Genomic DNA, 17,373 nt, shown 5'->3' with positions numbered 1-17,373 from the left:
ATGAAAACATTATGGAAAGAATATGGACAGACAGTAATTACTGTATTAGTGGCGGCAATGTTACTGATATTATGCTTATGGGGATTTCGCATAATTGGAAGTGGGATGGAACGTCCGGCAGCCGGTGCAGATGTTGGAAATAATATGGACGGAAAAATGTTAAAAGATATTCATAGCCGTCAGGTTCCGGTGATTATCTATGAAGATAATCGCATCTTAACGATTGCAGATAAGATAGCGTTATCAGAACTGTTTCACGCAGTGGATGCAGATGGAAAGGAACTTAAGATTGAGATAACTGATATCAGAAATCAGGCAGGAAAAACAGTAGAAGATATTTATGAAAAGGCAGGAATCTATGAAATAGAGGTGCGGGCAGAAGATGCATATGAAAAGCAGACGGTTTCCTGTTTCCGGATTCCGGTAAATGGAGGCGGTATATGAAACATATGGTATTTGGGGTATTGTCCGGCGGCATTGTCGTACTTTTTGTAGTGATGCTGCTGACCATGCAGCATAAGAATGTGCGAAAAGAAGAATTAGAACAGAGTCTTACCGAAGCAATGGAAACAACATTGCAGATGGTACAGGCGGATGCAGACAGAAATTATACTTCCGAAGATATGAGGACATTACTGATTCGAAATCTGGTTCCGCAGATGAATTCCGATTCAGAATTAACCGTTCGGATGATTGCAGCAGATGCAGAAAAAGGATTACTTTCTGTGGAAGTGGAAGAGTATTTTTCGTATCCGGGCGGGAAAATGGGCAGTATAAAGTGCTGCCGTACAATTCTTACAGATGACGATGGGGATGGAGAAGAAACGGAGAAAGGGGAAAAAGAAGTGGCAATGCAGACGGTAATCTTTTATCGCTCCAGGGAAGAAATGGAACAGGGAAAATCTTATTATAAGAAGCTGGAAATACAAAAGGGGGATTACTGTACCTCTCCGGCAGAACCGGTTTGTGATGATTTGAAAAAGAAGTTTTTAGAGTGGCGGGACAGCAAGGATTATCTCGCGGATTTTACACAGTGTGTAGAAGAAAATCAGACATATTATGCAGTATTTGAATAGGGGGGTAAGCATGAAAAAGAAGGTGCGAAAGGGAGTATGCCGTTTCCTTTGCGGATGCATGATTCTTTTTATGAGTCCGTGCAGTATTCAGACGATAAGTGCGGAAACGGTAGAAGAAACTGAGGTGGCAGAATCTGAAAAAACAGAAGTATTAGAAGCAGAAGTATTAGAAACAGAAGTATTAGAAACAGAAGAAACCAAGCAGTTGGAAGAAATGCCGGATGAATTGACTTCATCTGTTTACGGAAGTGCGCAGACCTGGTATCCGGAAACTTCCGGGTATTTCATATTGATAGTTCGTGACAATGCAGGTGGAAGAACGGCTCGTTACCGGATTGACTGTAATATAGGGGAACGTCATTCCAATGGGATTAATTATCGAATCTATTATAAAATGTATCTGATTGGGGGAGACGAGCTTGGCATTACATTAGAAGATAGGGAATATTATACCAGACATGATAATGCAACTTCTGAAATAGGAGCAAGGGAATATCATCTTCCGGTTACGTTTCGTCTGCCGGAGCTGGGGCATCATTTTGAAGGAGTGTCTACCAGCAACTGCTATCAGACATACTTTGAGAGTATGGAAGAGGAAACCTGTAGTTTTGTGGTGGACACCAATGGATGTGGAATGACACCCTGGGGAGATGATGGCGCATGGCATAATGATAATATCGAAGTAAATTATCTCGAAAATCGTTATACCATTCATTATGATGGAAATGGGGCTACCAGCGGAACTGTTGCTTCTCAACCGGATGTGCTGTATGGAAAACAGATTCAATTACAGCAGAATCAGTATAAGAAAGAGTATACAGTAACCTTGGATGGAAATGGTGGAACATCTGAGGCAGAGAAACTTACCGCGGAAAGCACCTTTGCCGGGTGGGAAGATCATAACAGTTTTTATTATAACGGAATAGAATTTCCGTGGTATGCATTTGATGCCCCCTGTTATGCAAAAGCAAATCAGGATTTACTGGAAAGTTTCGGGTTTAATAAGGCAGCACTAGTAAAACATTTCTATCAGTATGTGATACAGGGCAGGGAACGAAGAATATCCAGTCCATATTTTCGATTGACGGATTATATGAAATATGGAGGGGAAGATTTAAAACAGGCATTTGGCAGTCGGCGTGAGTCATATTTATTACATTGGATAAATCATGGATATAATGAGCATAGAGAGGGAATAGGCACAATCGGTGTGCCGGAAGCGTTATCAGAACTTTCTGTATACGAAGATAAGGCACAGGTATTAAATTTATCTTCAAAGCATAAGGGAGAGGTTCTATTAAAGGCACAATGGAAGGATGCAGAAGTAATACTTCCATCCGCAAAGCGCAGTGGGTATGCGTTTGCCGGCTGGGCAGACAGGAAAGATGCGAAAGAGCCGGTATATAATTCAGGAGATAAGGTAGTGGTAACGGAGAATCAGACCTTTTATGCCATCTGGAAGAAATCAAAGCCACCGGTTATAGAGCGGACGATATCGATTCAGAATGGAACGGATGGATTCTATACATATGTCTTTGTGCGGGATGGCGGAGATGGAATCCAAAAGACTGCTTTTGCTGTGTGGAGTGAACATCAGGGACAGGATGATTTGACGGCAGAATGGCAGGTGGCAGAATTAGGAGAAAAAGGGGACTATTTTATAGAGGGACAAAACTACAATTACCGTTATTATACCTCTGCTATAAAACATAAGAATGAATATGGAAGGCATCTGATTTCAATTTATGCATATGACAGTCTGGATGGCTATGCAACAGCAGATACGGATTTTTGCTATTGTTTTCCAATCATTTTTGTTGGAAATGGAGGTCTTATCGATGGAGAAGAGACAAAGCAGGAGAGCCGATATTATGGGACACCCTATGGAGAAATGCCAGACGCCGTGCGGGAGAACTTCCTTTTCTTAGGATGGAGCACAGAGCCGGATGCAGAACAGGACAAAGAGGAAGATAAAAAGCCGGATGTAGTATGGCAGGAAAAAGAACTTATCGGGGAAGAAGATGTTTTTTGCCATGCAGGGGAACAGAGATTATATGCACAGTGGGATGAGAGTCCTGTTATTGAGGCAAAAGATCAGTATTATAGTTTGACGGATGCAAGAAGCGGCAGGATTACAGAGGAAATACTTTTGCAGCAGGCATGTGCAAAGGACAGAGAAAGCAGCTCAGAAGATAATCCGGAAGGTATCTTAAAGAGCGGAGGAGATGAAGAGAAGAATACTGTTTTTTGCGTGGAAGATTATACGGAAGAAGAGTGGAAGAACTTTGCGCATGAAGGAACCACCACGATTACTTATTATGCAAAAGATGCAGTTGGCAATGTCAGCAGAAAACAGGTTACCGTTTATCTGGTGGATACTACCTCGCAACAGGTGGAGGACAAAGAAAAAACGTTTCGATTTATCAGTGAAAAATATCTTGATACCATAACACAGGATTCTATTTGGAGGAGAGAAGAAAATTACAGACAGTTAGAAGAGGCATTGCAAAGGAATACGGCTTTAGAAGTCTGGAATTTATCACATCAACAGATGAATGAGATGAAAGAATATGAATTGCAGCATAATACCGGGAAAATGACGGAAATAGAGCGTTTTCGGAATAAATTTATCCATTGTATCGGTGAAAATGCCGAAATTTAGAAAGAAAGAAGAAATTGGTTGCACAATAAAAATAACTTATGGTATAGTTGGAGAAAAGTGAAAGGAGTTATGAAAAATTGAATCCAAAGAAAAAAATATTGATTTTATCAGGCTGTCTGCTTACAGTGGCAGCTGTAGTTGGTGGTACATTTTTCGTACAGAAGAGCAGTAATCATGTTTTGAACAAAACATCCATAGGAAAATTCCACGAAGCAGAGGAGCATACTGCAACAGGATTTGTGGTATGTAAGACGGAAGCATTGCAGGAGGTATTTCAGCAGAAGAAAGAAGAGGTTCTGTTGGCAAAGCAGGAAGTGCCGGATGAATCCGAGGGAAAGAATGAGAAAACCGATAAAAAGGGAACACAGGAAGTGACACCGGGAAAGGAACCAACAGAGCCGGCATCAACTGCAGGAGGGCAGACCCCTTCAGCTCAGAAAAACGCAACGACATCCGTGGGACAGGACCCTGTCGGTGGAATTCCAGCAGCACCATCAGATACACCATCGGAGACTCCGGCAGCACCATCAGATACACCGTCGGAAACTCCGGCAGCACCATCAGATACACCGTCAGAAACTCCGGCAACGACACCGACAGAACAGCCGGCAGAGGAAACAAAACCAGCAAATCCATGCCCGTATCCGCTTTGGACAGTGATGAGTTTTGATGATGGAACTATGGGATATTACTGGCCGATGGATTATGATATTGCAGATGCAGTAAGAGTGGACAATGAGCTGTATAAATTACATTATACCAGACTGGTAAGTACAACTTTTGTGGGAAATTATGATGGTGCATATCATGTAAGATTAAGTAAATTCAGTTATCATATTCCGTATGCAGATGACTGATGATAGAAAAAGAAAGGTATATCGAAAACTCCCTAAGGAGTTTTCAGATATACCTTTTCAATTCTGTTCTTATCCATTTTCTCAACCCGGAGCAGAATTCCATTTTCTGTGGTAATGGATTCTCCTTCGTCAGGAAGATGGTCTAAATGTTCTAAGATATAGCCGCCAATGGAATCATAATCTTCCGACTCTAAATGAATCCCCAGTTTTTCACACATATCATAAAGATTCATGGAACCGTTGACCAGGTATTCTTTTTCATTTAAAGCAGTAATATCAGCTTCTTCATTGGCATCATATTCATCATGAATTTCGCCTACAATTTCCTCTAATAAATCCTCTAAAGTAACAAGACCGGCAGTTGCACCATATTCATCTAATACGATAGCAATGTTGAGGGAAGAAGCCTGCATTTCTTTTAATAATTCAGCAGTGTTCTTATGCTCATATGTAAAGAACGGTTCCCGCATAATAGAGCGGATGGAAAAATTCGTCCGGTCATCATAGAGCAATAAATCCTTTACATTTAAAATACCAATGACATTGTCCGTGGTATCTTCATATACCGGTAATCTTGTATATTTGGCTTCCCGGAAAATCTCTAATAATTTTTCGTAGCTGGCATTGACATCTACGAAAGTCATATCTATGCGGGGAACCATAATTTCTTTTGCTTCAGAATCAGTTAAATCGAACACATTATTAATCATATTGCGTTCTTCATTCTCAATAACACCGGATTCGTGACTGACATTTACGATAGTACGAAGCTCGGCTTCTGTCATGGTCTGCTTCTTGGCATCAGGATTAATATGCAGGAGCTTTAAGAAGCCATGGGAAAGCATATTAATAATAAAGATGACAGGAGTAAGAACCTTCATAAGAAAGCTGACAACTCCGGAGTACGCCAATGCCAGTTTTTCGGAATGTATGGTAGCAATTGTTTTTGGAGTGATTTCACCGAAAATCAGAATCAAAACAGTTAAAATTCCAGTTGATATTCCGGCAGCAACACTTCCGAAAATGCGGATGGCAAGTGCTGTAGAAATAGCAGAGGCGGATAAGTTTACAATATTATTCCCGATTAAAATAGCGCTTAACATCTTAGATGAATGATCCGTGATAGCAAGCACGCGCTTTGCCCTTACATTTCCTTCATCTGCCAAGGTCCGCATCTTAATCCGGTTAACGGTTACAAGAGCGGTTTCAGCAGAAGAAAAGAATGCTGATAAAAGAATCAGTATGACAAGACTTACTAATTGGATGATATCTGTTCCACTCAAATTAGTCCACCTGCAGATTGGAATAGTAATCCGTAAGAGCACTTAAATCTACCTCTGTATAGGATACCGGTTTATTTGCTTCATGATTTTTATAAATGGAGAAGCCTGCCCAGCCTATGATAAGTGCAATGACAACAACGGTAGCGGTATAACCCAGATAACGCTTGCATTTCTCCTGTTTCATTATTTTTTTACGATTTTTCTTTTGTTCTTTATAGCGGTCAACTTTTTCCTGACTCATAAGAAATCTCCTTGCAATTTTTTTTATAATAATGGTATTATACACCATGTAGGAATAAAATTGAACAAAAAATTCAAAAACTAATAGAAAACTAATAGAAAACAAAAAAATAGAAGAAGGAAAGAAAAATGAAGCAGGGAATAATTTTTGATATGGATGGAACACTGTGGGATTCTACAGTCGGTGTGGCAGAATCCTGGAATGAAATATTAAAACAGGAAAAAGTGAATCGTACACCTCTGACTGTAGAGGATTTTCGTGGAATCATGGGAAAAACAATGGATGTTATTGCAGCAAAATTTTTCCCGGATATGCCGGAAAAAGAGCGGATGGAACTTTTAGATAAATGTGGCGAATATGAAAATGAATATCTGTCCGGGCATGGTGCAGTGTTATATCCGGGTGTGGAAGAAACCTTTGCAAAGCTGAAGGAAAAATATGAACTTTATATCGTAAGCAATTGTCAGAGCGGATATATCGAGGCTTTTCTTTCTTATTATAACTTAGGAAAATATATTTCTGATATAGAATGCTATGGAAATAATGAAAAACAGAAGGAAGATAATATTACTCTGGTAGTATCCCGGAATGCACTTACCGATGCAGTGTATGTGGGAGATATCCAGAGCGATTACGAATCCAGCAAAAAGGCAGGAGTCGCTTTTATCCATGCAGCATATGGATTTGGCACAATTGATGATGAAGTACCGGAAATTGAAAATTTGTCACAGCTTCCGGAAGTGGTAGAAAAAGTATTTGCCGGAAAATAATTAAAATAGAAAACAGGAAACGAATGTAGAAATAAGAGAAAAAGAGTCTTGGTTGTTTGAAAAGAACGAAGCAAGGCTCTTTTTTAGTTGCCCGGCATTCGTAAAATGCTGCCAGTGACAGGTTTTATAGGTTGACAAATAATATTATATGATATATAGTATTGAATATGAAATAGTAATGCATTAAAAATAATATTATATTTATGAAAATCTGGAGGGAGTGATTGCATGGTATTTAATACAGGCGCGGCACTTCTGGATGCAATTGTTTTAGCTGTAGTATCAAAGGATGAGGAAGGTACTTATGGTTATAAGATTACGCAGGATGTGCGGAAAGCCATTGAAGTGTCAGAATCAACGCTATATCCGGTGTTGCGAAGATTGCAGAAGGACGGTTGTCTGGAAGTATATGACAGAGAATGTGGAGGCAGAAATCGAAGGTATTATAAGATAACTGGGAATGGAAATGAAAGATTAACATATTATCGGAAGGAATGGGAAAATTATTCTTCGAAAATAACAGAATTATTTTCCGGAGAGGAGAAGATATGAACAGACAGGAGTTTATGAGAAGGCTGGAGCAGTTATTAGAAGGAATTCCGGAAGAGGAAAAACGGGAAGCAATTGCATACTATACCAGCTACTTTGAGGATGCAGGAGAAGAAAATGAAGAGAAGATAATCCGGGAATTAGAATCTCCGGAAAAAGTGGCAGCAACCATCCGGGCGGATTTCCCAGGATGCAATAATAGTGAGACAGCATCTTCCGGTAATCAGCAGAATCATCGGAGGACTATTTGGAATTGCAGTCGGCTGTGTGATCGGCGGAATAGCGGTAGTAGGTGTAGCAATTACAATTTTGGTAACAGGCGTAATTTCCTTAAGTTTTATTTCTATGGCAGCCGGACTTCTGATGCTTGCAATTGGATTATGTGCGGGCGGACTTCTGGTTCTGGTATGTGGAAAGTTTCTTCCATGGTTTGCAAAAGGAATTGCAAAATTATGGCAGTCACTGTTTAAGAAGAAAGGGGGCGCTTGCGCATGAAAAAAGCATTAAAAATTATTTTTGGTATCGCATTAGGCTGTTTTCTTTTAGGCTGCGTGGTATTAGGAATTGGAATTGCAACCGGTGGAACCATGCGGGAATTTGTAGAAGCAGTGCAAAATAATAAATTTGCATTTCATTGGGATATAACTGACTGGGAAGGACAGGATAAAGGAACAGACAGTACAGAAGAGACTGTATTTGCACCGGAAGATGTGAAATCACTTGATATCGATATGGATGCAGGAATGTTGAAAGTAGTCAAAGGAAAAGGCAAAGAGATTAAGGTAATAACAACTTCTAAAAATGCTGAGGTAGAGACTGCATTGGAAGATGGAACTTTAATAATCAGCGAAAACTTCCATGCAGCATATTGGGGCGATGGAGTGCATCGTTTACAGGTGGTTATTGAAGTGCCGGAACAGCTTGAGTTAGAGGAACTTTCAGTTGAAGTCGGAGCAGGAGATATTGATATAAAAGAAGGACTGTTGACGACAGCATATGCAAGCTTGGATGTGGATGCCGGAAATCTTGATTTTGCCGGTGAAGTAAAAGGTGATTTGGACGCTAACTGTAATGTGGGAAACATGGAATTGAAATTAACCGGTGAGCAGCAGGATTACAATTACAGTTTAAGCTGTGGTGTTGGTTCTATAAAAGCAGGAGATATTTCTGTTGCCGGACTTGGCAGAGATGACGAAATCGACAATGGTGCAGATTATGATATGGATATAAACTGTGACGTGGGAAATGTTGATGTAATTTTTGAAAAACGATGAGAAACACGCTTTGTGGGATGCCAGCATAAAAATGATAGCAGATAATGTGAAAAGACATTGCCTGCTATCATTTTTTATAAAATTATTTACTTGGAAACCCACTCATTTACATCATTGATTTTACTTAAAACCGGGAGCAGAATCAGGCAGAGAATAATGCCGACAACACCCTGGACGATATTGAATGGAATACCTGCAGCAGAAGAAGCAATTCCGGTAGCAAGAGCAGCGGAGGAGAAAGAACCGCTGGCAAATGCAGCAAGACCTGCTTCAAACAGGAAGTAGCCAAGTACCATAAGAGCCTCACCTACGATACCGCCGATAACAACGCGGACACTGCGGTTAGCTTTGGAAGAAATGTTAAGACGCAGTTTGTGGAACAGAAGTCCGGCGATGCATGCGGTCAGAGCCTTGATGATTAAAGTGGCAGGAGCCCAGGTCATATAGCCGGAGAAAATATCAGCAAACATGGAGCCGATACCAGCGGCAAGTGCACCAATTCCAGGTCCTAAGATAATACCACATAGGAGTACCAGTCCGTCTCCTAAATGAATATATCCAAAAGTTGGTGTAGGAATCTTAATAATCATAGTTGCAATGCAGGTAAATGCAGCAAGCAAGGCCGCAGTAACCATTTTCTTTGTATTTTTCATAATAAAGTAAATCCTTTCTTTGGTATGTGATCTGCAAATCGTTTTCCCTATCATATGTAAAATGTGGTTTGATTAAAATAGCCAGATATAACAAAAATGACCATGCCAGTTTGAAGGCAAAAGGAGTATACAAATTTTTACGATTGCCGAAATGCTCATTCATTGGTAAAATAGTCACGGAAACATGACTACAAAAAAGGAGATAAAATAATGAAGAAAGAAGTTCGGATTGCATTATATATAGTTTCTATAGTGTGTGTGATTCTGCTGGGTGCAGCAATGATATATGCAGCCCATCATGGTGGAAGCATCCGCCAGAAGGACAGCCGGCAGACTGCCGCAACAGCAGGGACAGAAGCTGCAGAAGACAGCAAGGATAAAAATGGAGAATCCGATTTAAAGACCAGTGATAAAACTGACGGTAAAAATGATGCGGAAGCCGGAAAGGATGCAGCTTCTGAAGATGCAGATAAGAAGATTGGGAAAAACACGGAAACAACAGATGTAACAGAAGATACAACACTGATGTTTACCGGAGACGTACTTTTTGCCAATTCTTTTAAAACAAACTATGATGCCGGAGGCATAGACGCTGTCATAGATAATGGCATGAAAGAGCTGCTTGTAAATGCAGATATTACCATGGTAAATGAAGAATTTCCGTTTAGTAACCGGGGCACCCAGATGGAGGACAAGCAGTATACCTTCCGCACAGACCCATCCTATGCAGCCGCATTAAAGGAAATGGGCGTGGACGTGGTCACTCTGGCAAATAATCATATCCTCGATTATGGAAGGGAAGCATTGAGTGATACTTTTACAACATTAGATGGACAGGGCATTTTATATGCCGGAGCAGGGGACAGCGTAGAGCGGGCGCAGGAAGTGCAGGTAATAGAAGTAAATGGGAAAAAGTATGGATTTCTTGCAGCATCCCGTGTACTTCCGGTTGCCGGCTGGAATGTAGAAAGCGCAGTACCGGGAGTCCTTTCTACTTATGATGAAACGCGGTTTGTCAATGCCATTGCCGAAGCACGCAGTCAGTGTGATGTGCTGGTGGTTTATGTCCACTGGGGCTTGGAACATCAGGAAAAACCTGAGGCATATCAGAGAACACTGGCACAGAAATATATTGAAGCCGGTGCAGATGTAGTGTTTGGTGCACATTCCCATTGTCTGCAGGGCATTGAATATATCGATGGAAAGCCGGTGTTTTACAGCCTTGGCAATTTTGTTTTTGGCAGCAGCATTGAGCGCACCATGGCAGTGGAAATGGTAGTGGATAAGGATGGTGCAATTTCTTATAAGCTGGTGGGAGCAAAGGCAGAAAATGGAAATACCAGACAGATGAATGAATTAGAACAGCAGCAGTTGAATGACTATATCAACAGCATTTCCTTTGGCGTAACGGTGCAGGATGACGGAACCGTAACACCACAATAAGAGACAGCAGAGTATGAAACAGTATTGGTCCAATAAGCTGAAAAGAAGTGCATAAAAATACCGGATTGCGATAGAGTAGTAATAAAAGAAATTGCCGGGAGATGGAATGAACAGTTCGAAACGGGAAAACTTACTGAATCTGGCACTGGATGCAACGGAAGAGGAAAGACTGCAGTCCTTAAACTTAAATGTAGGATATCAGGAAGAAACGGACACATGGGAAGTCATTGTAAAATATACCGGAAGTCTCAGAAAATTAGAGGAGATATTTCCGGATATTGAAGTTACAGAACTGAGCAATGAATATGCAGTTATCCGGCTGCCGGAGGCTTTGATGGATGCGGTAACAGACCGGACAGAAATTGAATATATGGAAAAACCAAAGAGGCTCTTTTTCTCTGTACAGCAGGGAATCAGAGCCTCCTGCATTACGTCCCTTTATACAAGAAAAATGGGGTTAGGGGGAACGGGATTGAGTGGGAAAGGTGTGATAACGGCATTTTTAGATAGTGGCATCGATTACAGACACCCGGATTTTAGAAAGGAAGATGGAAGCAGCCGGATTCTGGCAATCTGGGATCAAAGCATTGCAGGAAATCCACCGGCCGGATTCCGGCTCGGGACAGAATATGGCCGGAATATAATTAATGATGCATTGCAGCAGGAGGATATACAGGAGGGGTACCGTATCTGCCCCAGCCGGGATTTATCCGGGCACGGAACCCATGTGGCAGGAATCGCAGCGGGAAATGGAAGATCATCCAATGAAAGAAACCGGGGCGTGGCATATGAAAGTGATTTGCTGGTGGTAAAGCTTGGCACACCGGGGGAAAATTCCTTTCCAAGGACAACAGAGCTGATGCTTGGAATGGATTATATTCTCCGGAAAGCACTGGAACTTAAGCAGCCGGTGGCAGTAAATATAAGCTTTGGCAATACCTATGGTTCCCATGATGGAACTTCTCTTCTTGAAACCTATTTATCTGATATGGCAAATTACTGGAAATCGGTTCTGGTGATTGGCACCGGAAATGAAGGCAGTGCCAGAGGGCATACCTCCGGGCAGCTTGTAATGGGAAGAGAACAGGAAGTGGAATTTGCAGTAGGAGAATATGAGCCTGCGTTAAGCTTACAAATCTGGAAATCCTATGCGGATATTTTTTCCATCCGGATGACACATCCCAGTGGGAAAACGGTGGGGATTATCCGGCAGCTGCAGGGCCCCCAGAGATTTACTATCGAAGGAACGCAGGTTTTATTATATTTTGGAGAACCAAGCCCTTTCAGTCCTTTTCAGGAAATCTATTTTGATTTTCTTCCGGTGGAAAATTATATCGACAGCGGAATCTATAAAATAACGCTGATACCGGAAAAGATTGTAACCGGGGTCTATAATATGTGGCTGCCTTCCCTTGCGGTCATCGGAGAAGCAACCGGATTTTTATATCCCACAGAAGAGACAACGCTTACAATTCCATCCACTGCCTATAAGGTAATTTCGGTGGGAGCCTATGATGCAAGATATAATCAGGTGGCAGCCTTTTCCGGGAGAGGGTTCACCAGAGAGACCAATCAGGTGAAACCGGACATCTGTGCGCCAGGGGTGGACATTGAATCCTGTGCACCAGGCGGCGGTTATACCGTACGAAGCGGAACTTCAATGGCAACGCCATTTGTAACCGGGACGGCAGCACTTTTTATGCAATGGGGAATTGTAGAGAAACATGATGCTTTTTTATATGGGGAAAAAATAAAAGCATATCTCATCCGGGGAGCAAGACCACTGCCGGGATATTCTTTTTTCCCAAATCCAAGGCTGGGCTGGGGTGTATTGTGTGCAGCGGACAGCCTGCCATCGGATGCCGGATGAATACGGTTGTGCTTTTATGACACTTTTCTGAATAAATATTGTAAAAAACGATAATTTGATGTACAATTAAATAATGCAGGAAGGAATGTATAGACAGAAAAATATATATTTTTTGGAGGGGCTATGCAGGAGAAGAATACGCTGGATGAATTGTTTAAAGGGAAAAAAGGATTTGCGGAATGTTACCAGACTCTGCAGTTATTAAGTGAAAGTACCGATGATTATTTATTTCTGGCAGATTTAAAAGAGGGTAAATTTTATTTCGCCAGCAATGATATATCAAAGAGATATGCATTGCGCATGGATGAAAACAACAGCTGCGGCATAGATGACTGGAAAGATATTGTATATGAAAGAGACTTAAACCAGTGGGTTAATGATATGGAATCTATCTGCTCTGGAAAAAGCCTGATACATGATTTGGAATACCGGCTGGTAGACAGAAACAGCAATCTGGTCTGGATCAGCTGTCGTGGGAAAGCTGAACTGGATGAGACCGGGATTCCTTATGTAATGGTGGGAAGAACATCAGATACTGTCCTTTTGGGAAAGACAGATTCACTTACCGGACTTTTTAATAGTACTAAATTAATGGAACATCTGGATGAAATGCTGAACAGCAGAAAAGAAGGTGTTTTGCTTGTCCTTGGTGTGGATAATTTTAAAAATATCAATACGAAATATGGAAGAGGCCATGGTAATTTTATTTTAAAGAGGATTGCGGCTCTTCTGGAAAATAGTATTGATGAAAACATAAAAATTTATCGTCTGGATGGTGACCGGTTTGCAGTTAATTTTGTGGAATATGATATGGAGGCTGTGCGTGAGGTATACCAGAATATACAGATGAAGATGATGGAGAACTGTACCTTTTCAGCAGGTGCAGTCTGCTATCCGATGTCCGGAATCAAGGATGCCAATACACTGTTTAACTATGCGGAAAGTTCTCTGGACCGTGCCAAGAAGAGCGGTAAGAACCGGTTGATTCTTTTCTCAGCAGAAGATTATGAGAAACAGTTGTCGGTTATTGACTTAACAGAAGAAATCAGAAAGAGTATCCGCAACCAGTGTGATGGATTTTATCTTCTCTTCCAGCCACAGATTGGGATGAGTAATTATGAAGTAGTGGGAGCAGAGGCACTGCTCCGTTTCCGCTCAAAATATCATGGGGTGGTGTCACCAAATCTTTTTATTGGAATATTAGAGCAGAGCGGAATGATTGTGCAGGTGGGAAAATGGGTATTAAAGGAAGCCATTGCCCAGTGTGCAAAGTGGCGGCGTTATAATCCGGAATTCCGTATGAGTATTAATCTTTCTTATATACAGTTACAGCAGCCGGATTTAAGCCAGTACATTTATGATTTATTAGAACAGGAAGGAATTCCCGGAGAAGCTATTATTCTGGAACTGACAGAAAGCATGCAGTTACAGGATTATACCAAATACAATCAGTTATTTTATCAGTGGGGCAAGCGTGGTATACAGATTTCCATGGATGATTTTGGAACCGGATATTCCAGCTTAAGTTATCTTAAGAGTCTGGCAATTGATGAGATTAAAATTGACCGCTGCTTTGTCAGCCGGATTAATATGAGTGCATACAATTACCGGCTTCTTCGTAATATTTTGGAACTGGCAAGAAGTGCACAGATCCGGGTAGTATGTGAAGGGGTAGAAACACCGGAGGAATTACAGACACTTGCAGAGCTTGCACCTGAAGTTTTACAGGGGTTCTATTTCAGTAAACCGATTGAAGAAGAGCTGTTTGAAAAACAGTATATTTTTGGACATGTAGAGGAAGAACGGTGGCAGGAAGATTGTGGGAATAGTACAGTGATTCTGCCGGAAGCAGGAGACGGTACCGATTATAAAGCGATATTAGACCAGTTAGAAGAGATGGTCTATGTCATAGATGCGGAAAGCTATGAGTTATATTATATGAATTCTGCCGGACAACGAATCAGCGGCGTTAGTGATTATGCCGGCAAGAAATGTTATCAGGTATTAGAGGGCAGGGAAGAACCGTGCCCAGATTGTAATATGGCAAAATTAAAGCATAAGAAGTTTTTGACCAGATATGCAAATAATGAATTCTTAGGAACCCAGATGTTGATGAAGGATAAATTAGTAAACTGGGGCAATAAGGCAGCACGCCTTCAGATAGGTATTGACATGAATACCATCAATATTTCCATGAGCAGGCTGGAAGAACAGTTAGAAGTGGAAAAGGGCATTGTGAAAGCCTTGGAAGAGGCGAAAGAAAAAGAAAATGAAGCTGATATCATCAGTGAACTTCTTCATCATACCGGGGAATTTTATCAGGCAGACCGCTGCTATATCTTTTTATATTCCAAAGAGGCAGATAGCTGGAGTAATGTCTGTGAGTGGTGTGAAAATGAGATTCAGAGCCAGCAGCTTTATCTGGCATCGGTACCGGGTGACCGGGTAAAACTGGTGATTGGTAGTCTGAAGGAAGACAGACCGGTTATTATCAAAGATGTGGATATGTATCGGGAGTCAGCACCGGATTTGTGGAAAATATTAGTGCATCAGGAAATACGCAGGCTGATGCTTCTTCCATTGTTAAATGAAGGTCATTTATTTGGATTTATTGGTGTGGATAATCCGAAATACCGCCCAAATGATAAGACTTTTCTTGCCAGAATACGTCCTTTTATTTCAAATATACTGATTCGTGACGGAATGATGGATGTAAAGAGTGAGATGATAGCCCGTATGACGGGTATGCTGAAGGAGGAAAATATATTACAGTCTGTAAAACTGGGACTGTGGACGCTGGAACTGGATACTGTCAATGGAAAGAACCGTCTGTATGTGGATAAGAGCATGCGCAGCATTCTGGGCATAGACGACATTATGAACAGCGAGGAATATTTCAGGTTCTGGTATGATAACATCAGTGATGGTTATTACGATTATGTACAGAATGCATTACATGATATTATCACAACCGGAAAGATTATCGAGATGGAATATACCTGGAATCATCCGGAACGTGGAAAAGTGACAGTACGCTGCGTTGGAGTGCTTGGTCATCAGGAAAATGGTGTCTATACATTAAAAGGATATCATCGCATTAATAATGATATGATTCGGAAAAAATTTTTAAAGAGTCAGGAATATGAACGTATGGAATATAATGAGAAGAAACATACCATTTATTTCCATACAAATCGTTCTATGTTAAAGGGCAATCAGCTAAAAGAGGTTGGATTTCCGGAAAGCTGGGAGGATGGAATGGTACATCCTCATTTCCGGGATGTATTTCATGCAGCATTTACCGGCGTAGAATATGGAAAAGAGGATCAGGTATTAGAAATTCTTTTAAAAAACAAGCAGGATGAGTTTGAATGGTTCCGCCTGGATATCTGTAAAATTGGAGACCAGAAACAGGATGAAAATTTGAGGATAGTTACTATTTATCAGATTGAAGATCATCAGAATATCCAGTTAAAATATTTACAGAGAGAGGACTTTTATCAGGCAATGCTGTCGGAGACCGTGGCATATGCTGAGGTAGACCTGAGTAATGGTAAGATTCAAAGCAGTGGTGGACTCTGGAAAGATTACGTAGCAGAGGGCGAGCGGGAAGCATTAAATTATATGAAGGTTTTCAACCGTCATATTGATGAACTGGTATTAGAGGAAGACCAGGTTGGATGCTATGATGTATTGGAGCAGGAAAAGATGGTTTATAATTATAACAGTGGAACGGCTACTGTGAATTATCAGCTTCGCAGAAGGATGGCAAGAGGAAGTTACCACTGGATGGAGCTTACCGTACATGTATTTCAGGAGCAGGTAACAGAAAATATGTATGCACTGCTGTATCTTAAGGATATAGATGGACAGAAACGCCGTCAGCAGGAACAAGAGCGTGCAGCCAATACCGATCCGTTGACGAACGTACTGAACCGGCGGATATTTGAACAATATACCAGCCATTATGTATTAGAAGAAGCAAAGAAAGGGGAAGTGTGTGCACTTCTTATATTGGATATTGATAATTTTAAACAGATTAACGATACCAAGGGACATCCATATGGAGATAAAGTATTGCGTACTTTTGTGGATACCATTCATGAAAGCTTCCGCCGTACCGATTATATAGGAAGACTTGGTGGGGATGAATTTGTAGTATTGTTTAAAGGATTTGGCTCAAAGAAAACCTTGGATAAGAGACTCGCACGGATGCAGGAACAGCTGCGGGAGAAGCTTCCGACTCCGGTATCCTGTAGTGTTGGAATCACCCTGATTAGAAAAGACAGCTATAACTATGAAGATAGTATCAGGCAGGCAGATAAAGCTTTGTATACAGCAAAGCATAAAGGAAAGGATACCTATTGTTACTGGGAAGAGTCAGAAAAATAGGCATTGACGGAGAAAAAAGGTATATGTTATGATGATGACGTATCAGGGAGTAGTTCGCACTGGATAGCCGGTGTTGTATTTTTCGTCATCACGTTATCTGAAGAGGGATAACCGGAATATACACTGCAGAGGAACGAGACTTTTACCGTATTATTTTGATGCGGTAAAAGTGCTCGTTCCTTTTTTGCTTTACAGGAAATTGCTTTCCTGTAAAGTAAAAAACGCTCCGCGAGGATACACACTGCGGCGTATAAGGTAGATGTCGCAAGCGACCGCCGCAGGTGCGAGAATGTGCCAAGGCAC

At 41.2% G+C, this 17,373-nt stretch carries 14 protein-coding genes and 1 pseudogene; 12 read left to right on the top strand and 3 right to left on the bottom strand.

Annotation, left to right across the window (positions count from 1 at the left end):
• From LKD41_RS02590 to LKD41_RS02575, 4 genes are all read left to right on the top strand, one after another.
• A complete protein-coding gene (locus LKD41_RS02590) occupies window positions 1–444 on the top strand; it encodes a hypothetical protein (RefSeq protein WP_227700304.1) in 444 nt (147 codons plus the stop codon).
• Window positions 441–1,076 (top strand): hypothetical protein, encoded by a 636-nt coding sequence (locus LKD41_RS02585; RefSeq protein WP_227700303.1) that lies wholly within the window; start codon window positions 441–443, stop codon window positions 1,074–1,076. The genes LKD41_RS02590 and LKD41_RS02585 overlap by 4 nt, the downstream gene beginning before the upstream one ends.
• Window positions 1,077–1,086: 10 nt before the next feature.
• On the top strand, window positions 1,087–3,738 hold the full coding sequence (locus LKD41_RS02580) for an InlB B-repeat-containing protein (RefSeq protein WP_227700302.1): 2,652 nt from the start codon (window positions 1,087–1,089) through the stop codon (window positions 3,736–3,738).
• Window positions 3,739–3,815: 77 nt separating this feature from the next.
• Window positions 3,816–4,595: a hypothetical protein gene (locus tag LKD41_RS02575; protein WP_227700301.1), complete on the top strand. Its 780-nt coding sequence runs from the start codon at window positions 3,816–3,818 to the stop codon at window positions 4,593–4,595.
• A 32-nt stretch (window positions 4,596–4,627) separates the two neighbouring features.
• Here LKD41_RS02575 and LKD41_RS02570 read toward each other — a convergent pair whose 3' ends face one another.
• Together LKD41_RS02570 and LKD41_RS02565 are read right to left on the bottom strand one after the other, a co-directional pair.
• Window positions 4,628–5,878, bottom strand: coding sequence for an HlyC/CorC family transporter (locus tag LKD41_RS02570; RefSeq protein ID WP_022244382.1), 1,251 nt, complete (start codon window positions 5,876–5,878; stop codon window positions 4,628–4,630).
• 1 nt (window position 5,879) lies between these two features.
• A complete protein-coding gene (locus LKD41_RS02565) occupies window positions 5,880–6,119 on the bottom strand; it encodes a hypothetical protein (protein WP_022244383.1) in 240 nt (79 codons plus the stop codon).
• Window positions 6,120–6,247: 128 nt separating this feature from the next.
• Here LKD41_RS02565 and LKD41_RS02560 point away from each other — a divergent pair, with 128 nt between their 5' ends.
• The 5 genes and pseudogenes from LKD41_RS02560 (at window position 6,248) to LKD41_RS02540 (ending at window position 8,712) form a co-directional block, all read left to right on the top strand.
• Window positions 6,248–6,889 (top strand): HAD family hydrolase, encoded by a 642-nt coding sequence (locus tag LKD41_RS02560; RefSeq protein WP_227700300.1) that lies wholly within the window; start codon window positions 6,248–6,250, stop codon window positions 6,887–6,889.
• A gap of 228 nt (window positions 6,890–7,117) precedes the next feature.
• On the top strand, window positions 7,118–7,441 hold the full coding sequence (locus LKD41_RS02555) for a PadR family transcriptional regulator (protein WP_022244385.1): 324 nt from the start codon (window positions 7,118–7,120) through the stop codon (window positions 7,439–7,441).
• Window positions 7,384–7,545: pseudogene (locus LKD41_RS15890) on the top strand (hypothetical protein); the annotation flags it as partial. The gene LKD41_RS02555 and the pseudogene LKD41_RS15890, both read left to right, overlap by 58 nt.
• Window positions 7,546–7,639: 94 nt before the next feature.
• A complete protein-coding gene (locus tag LKD41_RS15735; RefSeq protein ID WP_227700435.1) occupies window positions 7,640–7,933 on the top strand; it encodes a hypothetical protein in 294 nt (97 codons plus the stop codon).
• Complete coding sequence (locus LKD41_RS02540; protein ID WP_227700299.1) at window positions 7,930–8,712, top strand: DUF4097 family beta strand repeat-containing protein; 783 nt, start codon at window positions 7,930–7,932, stop codon at window positions 8,710–8,712. Before LKD41_RS15735 ends, LKD41_RS02540 begins: the two co-directional genes overlap by 4 nt.
• A gap of 86 nt (window positions 8,713–8,798) precedes the next feature.
• On the opposite strand, the gene LKD41_RS02535 is transcribed toward LKD41_RS02540, so the two are convergent.
• On the bottom strand, window positions 8,799–9,365 hold the full coding sequence (locus tag LKD41_RS02535; RefSeq protein ID WP_022244388.1) for an ECF transporter S component: 567 nt from the start codon (window positions 9,363–9,365) through the stop codon (window positions 8,799–8,801).
• A 210-nt stretch (window positions 9,366–9,575) separates the two neighbouring features.
• Between LKD41_RS02535 and LKD41_RS02530 the strand changes: the two genes are divergently transcribed.
• The 3 genes from LKD41_RS02530 (at window position 9,576) to LKD41_RS02520 (ending at window position 17,070) form a co-directional block, all read left to right on the top strand.
• On the top strand, window positions 9,576–10,808 hold the full coding sequence (locus tag LKD41_RS02530; protein ID WP_227700298.1) for a CapA family protein: 1,233 nt from the start codon (window positions 9,576–9,578) through the stop codon (window positions 10,806–10,808).
• 106 nt (window positions 10,809–10,914) lie between these two features.
• A complete protein-coding gene (locus LKD41_RS02525) occupies window positions 10,915–12,678 on the top strand; it encodes a S8 family peptidase (protein ID WP_227700297.1) in 1,764 nt (587 codons plus the stop codon).
• A 123-nt stretch (window positions 12,679–12,801) separates the two neighbouring features.
• Window positions 12,802–17,070 (top strand): diguanylate cyclase domain-containing protein, encoded by a 4,269-nt coding sequence (locus LKD41_RS02520; protein ID WP_227700296.1) that lies wholly within the window; start codon window positions 12,802–12,804, stop codon window positions 17,068–17,070.
• The last annotated feature ends 303 nt before the right edge of the window (window positions 17,071–17,373 follow it).

It is taken from the genome of Roseburia sp. CLA-AA-H209 (assembly GCF_020687575.1).
Taxonomy (GTDB): Bacteria; Bacillota; Clostridia; order Lachnospirales; family Lachnospiraceae; genus Roseburia_C; species Roseburia_C amylophila.
Note: the sequence above shows the minus strand (reverse complement) of the source record. Positions and strands in the feature narration are given on the sequence as shown.

Bases quoted from the DNA above. Each gene is read 5' to 3' on its own strand.
- LKD41_RS02590 (WP_227700304.1), top strand. From the start codon at position 1: ATGAAAACATTATGGAAAGAATATGGACAGACAGTAATTACTGTATTA.
- LKD41_RS02585 (WP_227700303.1), top strand. From the start codon at position 441: ATGAAACATATGGTATTTGGGGTATTGTCCGGCGGCATTGTCGTACTT.
- LKD41_RS02580 (WP_227700302.1), top strand. From the start codon at position 1,087: ATGAAAAAGAAGGTGCGAAAGGGAGTATGCCGTTTCCTTTGCGGATGC.
- LKD41_RS02565 (WP_022244383.1), bottom strand. From the start codon at position 6,119: ATGAGTCAGGAAAAAGTTGACCGCTATAAAGAACAAAAGAAAAATCGT.
- LKD41_RS02560 (WP_227700300.1), top strand. From the start codon at position 6,248: ATGAAGCAGGGAATAATTTTTGATATGGATGGAACACTGTGGGATTCT.
- LKD41_RS02555 (WP_022244385.1), top strand. From the start codon at position 7,118: ATGGTATTTAATACAGGCGCGGCACTTCTGGATGCAATTGTTTTAGCT.
- LKD41_RS02540 (WP_227700299.1), top strand. From the start codon at position 7,930: ATGAAAAAAGCATTAAAAATTATTTTTGGTATCGCATTAGGCTGTTTT.
- LKD41_RS02535 (WP_022244388.1), bottom strand. From the start codon at position 9,365: ATGAAAAATACAAAGAAAATGGTTACTGCGGCCTTGCTTGCTGCATTT.
- LKD41_RS02530 (WP_227700298.1), top strand. From the start codon at position 9,576: ATGAAGAAAGAAGTTCGGATTGCATTATATATAGTTTCTATAGTGTGT.
- LKD41_RS02525 (WP_227700297.1), top strand. From the start codon at position 10,915: ATGAACAGTTCGAAACGGGAAAACTTACTGAATCTGGCACTGGATGCA.
- LKD41_RS02520 (WP_227700296.1), top strand. From the start codon at position 12,802: ATGCAGGAGAAGAATACGCTGGATGAATTGTTTAAAGGGAAAAAAGGA.